Annotated in this window: 9 protein-coding genes; all 9 read left to right on the top strand. The window is 66.4% G+C overall.

What is annotated here, in order from left to right:
* The first annotated feature begins 7 nt into the window (after window positions 1–7).
* The 9 genes from ABNX08_RS12975 to clpB all read left to right on the top strand — a co-directional run bounded on the left by ABNX08_RS12975 (window position 8) and on the right by clpB (window position 12568).
* Window positions 8–1195, top strand: coding sequence for a substrate-binding domain-containing protein (locus ABNX08_RS12975; protein ID WP_022535662.1), 1188 nt, complete (start codon window positions 8–10; stop codon window positions 1193–1195).
* Window positions 1196–1296: 101 nt separating this feature from the next.
* The gene (locus ABNX08_RS12970; RefSeq protein ID WP_041681519.1) at window positions 1297–2058 is read left to right on the top strand and encodes an ABC transporter ATP-binding protein; all 762 of its coding nucleotides are present in this window, start codon (window positions 1297–1299) and stop codon (window positions 2056–2058) included.
* Entirely contained in the window at window positions 2051–2791 is a 741-nt protein-coding gene (locus ABNX08_RS12965) for an ABC transporter ATP-binding protein (protein WP_022535660.1), read from the top strand. The genes ABNX08_RS12970 and ABNX08_RS12965 overlap by 8 nt, the downstream gene beginning before the upstream one ends.
* 107 nt (window positions 2792–2898) lie before the next feature.
* Entirely contained in the window at window positions 2899–3924 is a 1026-nt protein-coding gene (locus tag ABNX08_RS12960; RefSeq protein ID WP_022535659.1) for a branched-chain amino acid ABC transporter permease, read from the top strand.
* 16 nt (window positions 3925–3940) lie between these two features.
* Window positions 3941–5017: a branched-chain amino acid ABC transporter permease gene (locus ABNX08_RS12955; RefSeq protein WP_022535658.1), complete on the top strand. Its 1077-nt coding sequence runs from the start codon at window positions 3941–3943 to the stop codon at window positions 5015–5017.
* A gap of 17 nt (window positions 5018–5034) precedes the next feature.
* Window positions 5035–6579, top strand: a complete 1545-nt coding sequence (locus tag ABNX08_RS12950) for a long-chain fatty acid--CoA ligase (protein WP_349609201.1) — start codon at window positions 5035–5037, stop codon at window positions 6577–6579.
* Between the two features lie 125 nt (window positions 6580–6704).
* A complete protein-coding gene (locus ABNX08_RS12945; RefSeq protein ID WP_374063605.1) occupies window positions 6705–8858 on the top strand; it encodes a 3-hydroxybutyrate oligomer hydrolase family protein in 2154 nt (717 codons plus the stop codon).
* Complete coding sequence (locus ABNX08_RS12940; protein ID WP_022535655.1) at window positions 8858–9769, top strand: MaoC/PaaZ C-terminal domain-containing protein; 912 nt, start codon at window positions 8858–8860, stop codon at window positions 9767–9769. Before ABNX08_RS12945 ends, ABNX08_RS12940 begins: the two co-directional genes overlap by 1 nt.
* 210 nt (window positions 9770–9979) lie before the next feature.
* A complete protein-coding gene (clpB, locus tag ABNX08_RS12935) occupies window positions 9980–12568 on the top strand; it encodes an ATP-dependent chaperone ClpB (protein WP_349609203.1) in 2589 nt (862 codons plus the stop codon).
* The last annotated feature ends 185 nt before the right edge of the window (window positions 12569–12753 follow it).

The raw sequence follows: 12753 nt of genomic DNA, 5'->3' as shown, positions 1-12753 counted from the left end.
GGCAGCAATGCAACGCAACACCCACACCCTACGAGCCATGGTCATGGCGGCCGCGCTGCTCGCCGCCGGCGCGGCGCTGGCGAAAGACATCCGCATCGCCCACGTCTACGACAAGACCGGCGCGCTCGAGGCCTACGCCAAGCAGACCCAGACCGGCCTGATAATGGGGCTGGAGTACGCCACCAACGGCACCATGACCGTCAATGGCAACAAGCTGGTGGTGATCGAGAAGGACACCCAGGGCAAGCCGGACGTGGCCAAGGCGCAGCTCGCCGCTGCCTACAGCGACGACCGCGCCGATATCGCGGTCGGCCCGACCTCTTCCGGCACCGCGCTGGCGATGCTGCCGGTGGCCGAGGAATACAAGAAGGTGCTGCTGGTCGAGCCCGCCGTCGCCGACTCCATCACCGGCGACAAGTGGAACCGCTATATCTTCCGCACCGGCCGCAACTCGTCGCAGGACGCAATCTCCAACGCGGTGGCGCTGGACAAGCCTGGCGTGACAATCGCCACGCTGGCGCAGGACTACGCCTTCGGCCGCGACGGCGTCAAGGCGTTCAAGGGCGCGCTGAAGAACGCCAAGATCGTCCACGAGGAATACCTGCCGACCAACACCACCGACTTCACCGCCGGCGCGCAGCGCCTGTTCGATGCGCTCAAGGACAAGCCCGGCCGCAAGGTGATCTTCATCATCTGGGCCGGCGCCGGCAACCCGTTCAAGATCGCCGACTTGGATCCCAAGCGCTACGGCATCGAGATCGCCACCGGCGGCAATATCCTGCCGGCGATGACCAGCTACAAGAACTTCCCCGGCATGGAAGGGGCCACGTACTACTACTTCGGCATCCCGAAGAACAAGGCCAACGAGTGGCTGGTGTCCAACCACTACAGCAAGTTCAAGTCGCCGCCCGACTTCTTCACCGCTGGCGGCATGACCGCGGGCATTGCGCTGGTCGAGGCGCTGAAGAAGACCAACGGCGACACTGGCACCGACAAGCTCATCACGGCGATGGAGGGCATGTCGTTCGACACGCCCAAGGGCAAGATGACCTTCCGCAAGGAGGATCACCAGGCCATGCAGTCGATGTACCACTTCAAGATCAAGGTCGATCCGGCCTTTGCCTGGGGCGTGCCTGAGCTCGTGCGCGAGATCAGGCCGGAGGAAATGAACGTGCCCGTGCGCAATCACCGCTGATGAACGCGCCTGCTTCTTCCGCCCGCACAGTGGCCGCGCCGGTGCCACCGCAGCCGGCCGGCCAGCGCGGCAGCACCGCGACGGCGGCCGGCGCGCAGCCGTTGCTGGAAACGCGCGAGCTGACCATCCGCTTCGGCGGCCATGTGGCCGTCAACGCGGTATCGTGCGCGTTCCGGCCCGGCGAGCTGACCTGCATTGTCGGCCCCAACGGCGCGGGCAAGACCACGTACTTCAACCTGATCTCGGGCCAGCTGCCGCCCACCGCCGGCCAGATCCTGCTCGACGGCGAGGACGTGACGCGCCTGCCGGTGTCGCAGAAGACCCGGCGCGGCATCGGCCGGGCCTTCCAGCTGACCAGCCTGTTCCCACAGCTTTCCGTACTGGAGAACGTGCGGCTGGCGGTGCAGGCGCGCCAGCAGCGCGGCATCGACTTGTTCTCGATGTGGACCAGCCACCGCGACGTGCGCGCGCAGGCGCTGGCGATCCTGGAGCGCGTGGCGCTGGCCGGCAAGCAGCACCTGACGGTGGCGTCGCTGCCGCACGGCGACCAGCGCAAGCTGGAGGTCGGCATCCTGCTGGCGCTGCAGCCGCGCGTGTTCATGTTCGACGAACCCACCGCGGGCATGAGCGTCGATGAAGTGCCGGTGATCCTGGACCTGATCCGCGAGATTCGCCAGGACCGCAGCAAGACCGTGCTGCTGGTCGAGCACAAGATGGACGTGGTGCGCTCGCTGGCCGACCGCATCATCGTGCTGCACAACGGCACGCTGGTGGCCGACGGCGACCCGGCCGAGGTGATCGCTTCGCCGGTGGTGCAGCAGGCCTACCTGGGCATGGCGGAGGAGGAGGGAAACCATGGCTGAGCCACGGAACGCGGCGCCCATCCTGCGGCTGCATGGCGTGCAGACCCATATCGGCCCGTACCACATCCTGCACGGCGTCAGCTTCGACGTGCCGCGCGGCGGGGTGACGATGCTGCTTGGGCGCAACGGCGCAGGCAAGACCACCACGCTACGCACCATCATGGGCCTGTGGCAGGCGAGCGCCGGCACGGTGACGTTCGACGGCGCCGACATCACGCGCCACAGTACGCCCGCGATCGCGCAAGCGGGCATTGCCTACGTGCCGGAGAACATGAGCGTGTTTTCCGACCTGACCGTGGCCGAGAACATGCGGCTGGCCGCGCGCACCGGTGCCATCGACGAGCGCCGGCTGGACTGGGTGTTCCGCATGTTCCCGGCGCTGAAGACCTTCTGGCACCAGCGCGCCGGCGTGCTGTCGGGCGGCCAGAAGCAGATGCTGTCGGTGGCGCGCGCCATCATCGAGCCGCGCAAGCTGCTGATCGTGGACGAGCCCACCAAGGGCCTGGCGCCGGCCATCATCCAGAACATGATCCACGTGTTCCGCGAACTTAAGCAGACCGAGGTCTCGATCCTGCTGGTGGAGCAGAACTTCAGTATGGCGAAGTCGGTGGGGGATACGGTGGCGGTGATGGATGACGGGCGGACGGTGCATACCGGCTCGATGGCGGCGCTGGCTGACGACGAGTCCCTGCAGCAGAAGCTGTTGGGGCTGTCGCTGGCAGCGCACCAGTAACACCGAACCGATTGTTTTCTCCCCCTCCCGCTTGCGGGAGAGGGAGCACACACTCAGCGGTTGGTAGCACAGCGCGCGGGACGACGTGCCGCGGCAGGACGAGACACATGACAACAACTACGACCATACCAAGCGCCACCCCGGCCGACCTGCCGAAGGTCCGCCTCGACTGGACCCCGCTGGCACTGGCGCCATTGCTGATGCTGCTGGCCTTTCCGCTGGTGGGCAGCCCATCGACCTGGCTCACGCTGACCATCGCCGGGCTGGCGATGGGGATGATCATCTTCGTGGTGTCGTCCGGTCTGACGCTCGTGTTCGGCCTGATGGACGTGCTCAACTTCGGCCATGGTGCTTTTATCGCGCTGGGTGCCTATGTCGCGGCCTCGGTGCTGCTACCGCTGGCAGGCTGGGTCGAGGCCGACAGCCTGGCGCTGAACCTGTCCGTGTTCGCGCTCGCGATCATCGCAGCGATGGTCGCAGCCGGCGCAGTCGGACTCTTCTTCGAACGCGTGGTAGTGCGCCCCGTCTACGGCCAGCACCTGAAGCAGATCCTGATCACGATGGGCGGCATGATCGTGGCCGAGCAGCTGATCAAGGCGATCTGGGGCCCGGAGACCATCGCGCTGCAGGTGCCGACCACGTTCCGCGGCGCGGTGCTGCTGGGCGATGCCGCCATCGAGAAATACCGGCTGATCGCGATGGCGCTGGGACTGGTGATCTTCATCGCCATGCTGCTGTTGCTCAACCGCACCCGCATCGGCCTGCTGATCCGCGCAGGCGTGGAGAACCGCGAGATGGTGGAGGCGCTCGGCTACCGCATCCGGCGGCTGTTTATCGGCGTGTTCGTCGTGGGCGCCGGGCTCGCAGGGCTGGGCGGGGTGCTGTGGGGCCTGTACCAGCAGAACATCACCGCGGCGATCGGCGCGCAGGTCAATGTGCTGATCTTTATCGTCATCATCATCGGCGGATTGGGTTCGACCACCGGCTGCTTCGTCGGCGCGCTGCTGGTGGGCCTGATGGCCAACTACACCGGCTTCCTGTTTCCCAAGGTTGCTCTGTTCTCCAACATCCTGCTGATGATGCTGATCCTGCTGTGGCGCCCGCAAGGGCTGTTCCCGGTGGCGCGGCGCTAACGGGAGGAATACGACCATGCTCCGACTTCTCTCCGGCGACCTGCCGCGCAGCCGCGTGCTGACAGTGATCCTGCTGGTGATCCTGGTGGCGCTGGCGTGCGCCCCGTTCGCATTTCCCGGCGCGCGCGCGCTGAACATGGCGGCCAAGATCTGCATCTTCGTGGTGCTGGTGGCCAGCTATGACCTGCTGCTGGGCTATACCGGCATCGTCTCCTTCGCCCATACCATGTTCTTCGGCATCGGCGGCTATGGCGTGGCGATCGCGATGTCGCGCATGGAGCCGGGGTGGGGCGCGCTGTTGGCGGGCACTGTGGGCGCGCTGGCAGTATCGGCGCTGCTGGCCTTTTTGATCGGGCTATTCTCGCTGCGGGTTCGCGCGATCTTCTTCGCCATGATCACGCTGGCGGTGGCGACCGCCTTTGCCACGCTGGTGTCGCAGCTGTCGGAATGGACCGGCGGCGAGGACGGGCTGACCTTCAAGGTGCCCGAGGTGCTGCGGCCGGGCTTTTCGCTGGGCGATGCCGAGTGGCTCGGCGTGCCGCTGACCGGCAAGCTGCTGAGCTACTACCTGGTGTTCGCCGGCGCGGTGGTGCTGTTCCTGGTGCTGCTGCGCATCGTCAACTCCCCCTTCGGGCGCGTACTGCAAGCGATCCGCGAAAACGACTTCCGGGCCGAAGCGATCGGCTACCGCACCGTGGTCTACCGCACAGTGTCGACGGTGCTGTCTGCGATGTTCGCCACATTGGCCGGCGTGCTGATGGCGCTGTGGCTGCGCTATAACGGACCAGACACCTCGCTGTCGTTCGAGATCATGGTCGATATCCTGCTGATCGTGGTGATCGGCGGCATGGGCACGCTCTACGGCGCGGTGATCGGCACGGTGCTGTTCCTGGTGGCGCAGACCTACCTGCAGGACGTGATGAAACTGGCCAGCGACGCCACCTCGGCGCTGCCGCTGCTGTCGTCGCTGCTGCATCCGGACCGCTGGCTGCTGTGGCTGGGCCTGCTGTTTATCCTGAGCGTCTACTATTTCCCTCAGGGCGTAGTGGGACGGCTGCGCGGCAACAACACCGTGCAGGACGTGGCAACCTGAGCAGCGGAGGCTCGCGCATGTACGTCATCGACTGGCTGCACAAGAACGCGCAGCACTTTCCCGACAAGGTGGCGCTGGTGGACGTCGAGACCGGCCGCCATGTCACATATCGCCATTTCGACGAGCGCGCAAGCCGCTTCGCCGAATACCTGACCGAGGGCCTGCGCCTGGCGCCCGGCGCGCGCGTCGCGGTGCTGGCGCACAACAGCTCGGACTACTTCGAGATGCTGTACGGCTGCGCCAAGGCCGGCGTGGTGATGGTCTGCCTGAACTGGCGCCTGCCGGCGGCGGAACTGCTGCCGATCCTGCAGGACTGCACGCCCGAGGTGCTGGTAGCCGGCGACGGCTTCCTCGCCGTGGCGGCTGAGCTGGCGCGCACAGTGCCGCTGCGCACGGTGCTGCACCTGGCGGACGACGAGGCCGCCGACGTGCCCGGCGGCTGGACCGAGTACGAGGCGGTGCTCGATGCCGCTTCCGGCCGCATTATCGAGATGCCGTGCCGCGATGAGTCCGAGGTCTGGCACCTGCTCTACACCTCCGGCACCACCGGCAAGCCCAAGGGCGTGATCCAGACCTATGGCATGGTGTTCTTCAACGCCGTCAACGCCATGCTGGCCAACAAGATCACGCGCGACGACGTGTTCCTCAACGTGCTGCCGTTCTTCCATACCGGCGGGCTGAACCTGTACGCCAACCCGGTGCTGCATGCCGGCGGCACGGTGCACATCATGCGCCAGTTCGAGCCACAGGTCGTGCTCGACAGGCTCGACCGGGCCTCCGGCAAGGGCATCACGATGTTCTTTGCGGTGCCCGCCGTCTACCTGTTCCTGAGCCAGCACCCGCGCTTTGCGCAGGCGGATTTTGGCGGCGTGCGCAATATGTCGGCGGGCGGCTCGCCGGTGCCGAAGCCGCTGCTGGAAGCCTACCTGGCCAAGGGCGTGACCATCTGCTTCGGCTTCGGCATGACCGAGACGGGCCCGACGGTGTTCGTCTGCGACGAGGAAACTGCGCGCCGCAAGATAGGCACCATCGGCAAGCCGGTCGGGTCGATGCTCACGCGCATCGTCGATCCGCTGGGCGTGGACGTGGGTCCCGGCGAGCGCGGCGAGTTGCTGATCAAGGGCCCTGGCGTGACGCCGGGCTACTGGAACATGCCCGAAGCGACGGCTGCCGCGCTCCGCGACGGCTGGCTGCATTCCGGCGATATCTCGTATCGCGACGAGGAGGGCGACTACTACATCGTCGACCGGGCCAAGGACATGTTTATTTCCGGCGGCGAGAACGTCTATCCGGCCGAGGTCGAGAACGTGCTGTTCCAGCTCCCCGGCGTGGCCGAGGCCGCGGTGATCGGCACCGCCGATGCGCGCTGGGGTGAGGTCGGCATGGCGCTGGTGGTGCTGCGTCCGGGCGCCACGCTGGACGAAGCCCAGGTCATCGCCCACTGCAAGGCGCAACTGGCCGGCTACAAGGTGCCGCGCCACGTGCGGTTTCTCGACGCACTGCCGCGCACGCCGTCAGGCAAGGTGGAAAAGCACAAGCTGCGCACCAGGTTTCCCGGCTGAGGCGTGGCGCATCGCGCCGGCCGTTTCTGTCTTTTCGCATTGCCGAAGTCTCGCAGTCTCCGCAGTCTTCCATTTGACGAACGTCTCGACTGCCCCCCTTTGCGGGGCGACAGAAGGAGGGTGACATGCAATCCACGCAGATTCCGCCGCTGCGGCAGCGCCGCCTCGGAGTCACGGTCCTGGCCACTGGCGCAGCGATGCTCGCAGCCGCCTGCGGCTCGGGCGACGGCGACAACAAGAACAGCAACAGCAACGGCAGCAACCCCAACACCAAGCCCGCCTTTGTCGGCGCCGTCACCGTCAACAGCTACAACGGCACCACCGACGACCTGCTGACTGCTGGCCTCGGCAAGGACGGCCTGGCCAGCAGCTCGGCGCCGATGCCGGCCAACCCGACTTCACCAACCGCGGCCGAGTTGCGGCGCTATGCGATTCATTCGAATTACCGCGCCATCGTCGATACCACGTCCGGCGGCGGCTACGGCTCGCTGTACGGCCCCAACGTGGATGCGCAGGGTAACGTCACCGCCTCCGAAGGCAAGATCGCGGGTGTGGAATACCTGGCGTATTCGGACGACGGCACCGGCAATCAGAATGTGACGATGCTGGTGCAGATCCCGAACACGTTCAATACGGCGAAGCCTTGCATGATCACAGCCACCTCGTCGGGATCGCGCGGCGTCTACGGCGCCATCGCCGTCGGCGAGTGGGGTCTCAAGCGCGGCTGCGCCGTGGCCTATACCGACAAGGGAACAGGCGCCGCGCCACACGACCTGGACACTGACACCGTGCCGCTGATTGACGGCACTCGCGCCACGCGCACCGCAGCCAGCAAGAGCGCCCAGTTCGCGGCGAAGCCAGGGGTGATCTCGCTGGCAGACTTTACCGCCGCTGCGCCGCACCGGCTGGCCTTCAAGCACGCCCATTCGCAGCAGAACCCGGAGAAGGACTGGGGCAAGTTCACGCTGCAGGCGGTCCAGTTCGGCATCTGGGCCATGAATGACCGCTTCGGGGCGGTGGCGGCCGATGGCACTCGCCAGTTCAGCATGGACAAGGACAAGATTCTGGTCATTGCCTCAAGCGTGTCAAACGGCGGTGGAGCTGCCGTCGCCGCGGCCGAGCAGGATACCGATGGCCTGATCGACGGCGTGGCGGTGGGTGAGCCAAACCTGAACATGCCGCCTGATACCGGCGTCGTGATCAAGCGCGGCAGCACTAACGTCAGTGCCTCGGGCCGCATCCTCTATGACTACATGACCACGGCCAACCTACTCCAGCTATGCGCGTCGCAGGCGACGGCCCTGACCCTCGCGCCAGCCTTTGGCCAGAACGTTAATTTCGCCAATCGCTGCCAGACGCTGGCGGACAAGAACATCGTGTCGGGGAGCACACTGGGCGACCAGGCTGCCAGCGCACTGGCTGCGCTGCATGCGGCGGGGTGGGAGCCGGAATCGGACGATCTCCATCCGTCGCTCGCCGCGCTCGATACAGCGGCCTCGATTTCGGTCACCTATGCCAACTCGTACGCGCGGGCCAGCGTGACGGATCGCCTGTGCGGCTACAGTTTTGCGACGACGCTGGCGGATTTCAAGCCGGCAGTGATTGCGCCGGCGGCTCTGGCATCGATGTTCGCCACTGGCAACGGCGTGCCGCCCACCAGCACGGTGCAGCTGATCAATGACCGCGATCCGGTCAACGGGCCTTTCCTTAACGGCCGGTCGGTCTCGGTCTCGACCCAGCGCACCGACGCGAACTTCGACGGCGCCAATTGCCTGCGTGCGTTGCTGACGGGTACCGACGCTCCGTCACAGGCGCTGCAATCCGGCCTCGCCCAGACGCTGCGCTCGGGCAACCTGCGCGGCAAGCCCGCGATGATCGTGCACGGTCGCAGCGACGGCCTGCTGCCGGTCAACCACACGTCACGACCATACCTCGGCTTCAACCGGCGGCAGGAGGGCGATACCAGCAAGCTGACCTATGTCGAGGTCGAGAACGCCCAGCACTTCGATGCCTTCATCGGGGCGGTGTCGGGCTATAGCAATCGCTATGTGCCGCTGCACATCTACGTAATCCGCGCGCTCGACGCGGTCTACGACAACCTGACCGCCAACAAGCCACTGCCGCCGTCGCAGGTAGTGCGCACCACGCCGCGCGGCGGCAGCTCCAACACCACCACCGCGCCGACGCTGCTGCCGTCCAATGTGCCGCCGTTCGCGGCCTCGCCGACGCCCGCCAACGCGATTACCGTCAACGCTTCTACTGTCCAGGTGCCCGACTGATGACCGACGCTTCACCGCGCGTGCTGACGCAGCGCGACTTCGACCGCTTCGCGGCGTTGTCGCGCGACGATAACCCGATCCACTGCGATCCGGCCTTTGCCCGTGGCACGCATTTCGGTGCCACGGTGGCGCACGGCATGTTCCTGTTTTCGCTGCTGTGCGCCCATACCTGGCGGCAGTTGCCCGCACCGGCGCTGCCGGTCGGGCAGACGCTGATGTTCCCGTCGCCAGCCTTTGTCGGCGACACGGTGCGGATCGTGCTGGGACCGGCGGCGGTGCCCGCCGGACTCGCCGGCTACGGCACCACGGTGAGCAGTGGCGGCGGGGAGGGCGAGGTGGGTGAGGGAGGTGAGGTAGGTGCAGTGGGGAGGGCGACGGCGGTGGGCGCGTCGCTGTGGCTGCCGGACGCCGCGCCGGAGCGGATCGCCGCCTTGCCGCCCGAGGCTGATGCGGCGCCGGAGGGCGCTGGCGACCCCGCGCTGTATCGCCTGCGCCCCGGCCAGCAAGCCAGCGCGAGCCGGGCTTTCTCATCTGCCGATCTGGACGAATACATCGCCCTGACCGGTGACGCCAACCCGTACCACGCCGACCCCGCCTTCGCCCGCGCGCGTGGGTTTGGCGGCCCGGTTGTGCCGTTGCCGCTGCTGGCCGGTATGTTCTCGGACCTGCTCGGCACGCAACTGCCCGGGCGCGGCACCGGCTGGATGAAGCAGTCGCTGCGGCTGGCTTCAGCCGCGCGGCTGGATGAGCCGCTGACCGCGCGCGTGCGCATCGTGCGGCTGCGCGCCGGCAAGGACCTGGTCAACCTGGCCAGCGTCGTCACCGGCGCCGACGGCCGGGTGGTCGTGCAGGGCGAGTCGCTGGTGCTGGTGCGCAACCTGGCGGACAAGGGCGAGAGCCGGGCCGCTTAGCGCTTCCGGGCGTATCGCATGCTGCACTCGAAGACGTATCAACAAGACGTAGCAACGCGTCTGTTCGCGGCCTTGAAATGTCGCGGCGAAGCCTTATCTTTCGGTAAGACATCCAGTGTCCGGCAGGGCATACGGGCGCTCCGGCAGCCAAGACCGTGAGCCGACGCCCCCTCGCATCAGGACACGACCTTATCTGAGAGAGGGATTCCTATGCGTCTTGACAAACTGACCACCCGGTTCCAGGAAGCGCTGGCCGATGCGCAAAGCCTGGCACTGGGCAACGACAACCAATACATCGAGCCGCAGCACGTGCTGCGCGCCCTGCTGGCGCAGGACGACGGCGCCGCCAAGGCGCTGCTGTCGCGCGCCGGCGTCAACGTGCAGGGCCTGCAGACGGCGCTGGATGCCGCCATCAAGCGCCTGCCACAGGTGCAGGGCACCAGCGAGGTTCAGATCGGCCGCGACCTGGTGAACCTGCTCAACGCCACCGAGAAAGAAGCCATCAAGCGCGGCGACCAGTTCATCGCCAGCGAGCTGTTCCTGCTGGCCGTGTCCGACGACAAGGGCGAGGCCGGCCGCATCGCGCGCGCGAACGGCCTGAACCGCAAGTCGCTGGAATCGGCCATCCAGGCCGTGCGCGGCGGCGAATCCGTCAACAGCGCCGAGGCCGAAGGCCAGCGCGAGGCGCTCAAGAAGTACACCATCGACCTCACCGAGCGCGCCCGCATCGGCAAGCTCGACCCCGTGATCGGCCGCGACGACGAAATCCGCCGCGCGATCCAGATCCTGCAGCGCCGCACCAAGAACAACCCGGTGCTGATCGGCGAGCCGGGCGTGGGCAAGACCGCCATTGTCGAAGGCCTGGCGCAGCGCATCGTCAACGGCGAGGTACCCGAGAGCCTGAAGAACAAGCGCGTGCTGGTGCTCGACATGGCCGGCCTGCTTGCAGGCGCCAAGTACCGCGGCGAGTTCGAGGAACGCCTGAAGGCGGTGCTGAACGACGTCGCCAAGGATGAAGGCCAGACCATCGTCTTCATCGACGAGATCCACACCATGGTGGGTGCGGGCAAGGCCGAGGGCGCGATCGATGCGGGCAACATGCTCAAGCCGGCGCTGGCGCGCGGCGAGCTGCACTGCATCGGGGCGACCACGCTGGACGAATACCGCAAGTACATCGAGAAGGACGCCGCGCTGGAGCGCCGCTTCCAGAAAGTGCTGGTGGACGAGCCCACGGTTGAAGCCACCATCGCCATCCTGCGCGGCCTGCAGGAAAAGTATGAGCTGCACCACGGCGTCGAGATCACCGACCCGGCCATCGTCGCCGCGGCGGAGCTGTCGCATCGCTATATCACCGACCGCTTTCTGCCCGACAAGGCCATCGACCTGATCGACGAGGCGGCCGCGCGCATCAAGATGGAAATCGACTCCAAACCGGAGGCGATGGACAAGCTCGAGCGCCGCACCATCCAGCTGAAGATCGAGCGCGAGGCGGTCAAGAAAGAGACCGACGAAGCCTCGCTCAAACGCCTGGACCTGATCGAGCAGGAGATCGCGCGCCTGGAGAAGGAATACGCCGACCTGGACGAGATCTGGAAGGCCGAGAAGGGCGCCGCGCAGGGCACGGCCGCGCTGAAGGAAGAGATCGAGAAGGTCAAGCTCGAGATTACCAAGCTGCAGCGCGAAGGCAAGCTGGACAAGGTGGCCGAGCTGCAATACGGCAAGCTGCCCGGCCTGGAAGGCAAGCTCAAGGCCGCGACCGATGCCGAAGCCAGCGAGCAGAAGCAGCCCAACAAGCTGCTGCGCACGCAGGTTGGCGCCGAGGAAATCGCCGAAGTGGTGAGCCGCGCGACCGGCATTCCTGTGTCGAAGATGATGCAGGGCGAGCGCGAGAAGCTGCTGAAGATGGAAGACCGCCTGCATGCGCGCGTGGTGGGCCAGGACGAGGCAGTGCGGCTGGTGTCCGACGCTATCCGCCGTTCGCGTGCCGGGCTGTCGGACGAGAACAGGCCCTATGGCTCGTTCCTGTTCCTGGGCCCGACTGGCGTCGGCAAGACCGAGCTGTGCAAGGCGCTGGCGGAGTTCATGTTCGATTCCCAAGAGCACCTGATCCGCATCGACATGAGCGAATTCATGGAGAAGCACAGCGTCAGCCGCCTGATCGGCGCGCCGCCGGGATACGTGGGCTACGAGGAAGGCGGCTACCTGACCGAGGCCGTGCGCCGCAAGCCGTACAGCGTGGTGCTGCTCGATGAAGTCGAGAAGGCCCACCCGGATGTCTTCAACGTGCTGCTGCAGGTGCTGGACGACGGCCGCCTGACCGATGGCCAGGGCCGCACGGTGGACTTCAAGAACACGGTGATCGTGATGACGTCCAACCTGGGTTCGCAGATCATCCAGGCGATGGCCGGCGAGCCGCAGGAAGCGATCAAGGGCGCGGTCTGGCAGGAAGTGCGCACGCATTTCCGGCCGGAGTTCCTGAACCGGATCGATGAAGTGGTGGTGTTCCACGCGCTTGACCAGAAGCATATCGAGTCGATCGCGCGCATTCAGCTGCAACGCCTGCAGGCCCGCCTGGCCCGCATGGACATGACGCTGGAGGTCAGCGAGACGGCGCTGGAAAAGATTGCCAGCGCGGGCTACGACCCGGTGTTCGGCGCGCGTCCGCTCAAGCGGGCGATCCAGCAGCAGATCGAGAACCCGGTGGCGCGGGCGATCCTGGAAGGCAAGTTCACGGCCAAGGATGTGGTGCCGGTGGATTATGTCGACGGGGAGTTCACGTTCGGGCGGAAGCTGGACTAAGGCTTCCCACGGCTCGACAGACAGCCGGAGCACACAAGCGGTCGATCACAGTCAGGCCCCTGCGGAACAGCGCAGGGGCTTTTTTTCGTCTTGCCATCGCACATCGCGTGTAAGGCGGTCCCGCCCCGTGCAATTTTTTCACGCCGCATGCCCACGGGTCGTCGCCAGACGCGCCGTTGCGCGCC

Source organism: Cupriavidus sp. DF5525 (genome assembly GCF_040149425.2).
Lineage (GTDB): Bacteria > Pseudomonadota > Gammaproteobacteria > Burkholderiales > Burkholderiaceae > Cupriavidus > Cupriavidus pickettii_A.
Note: the sequence above shows the minus strand (reverse complement) of the source record. Positions and strands in the feature narration are given on the sequence as shown.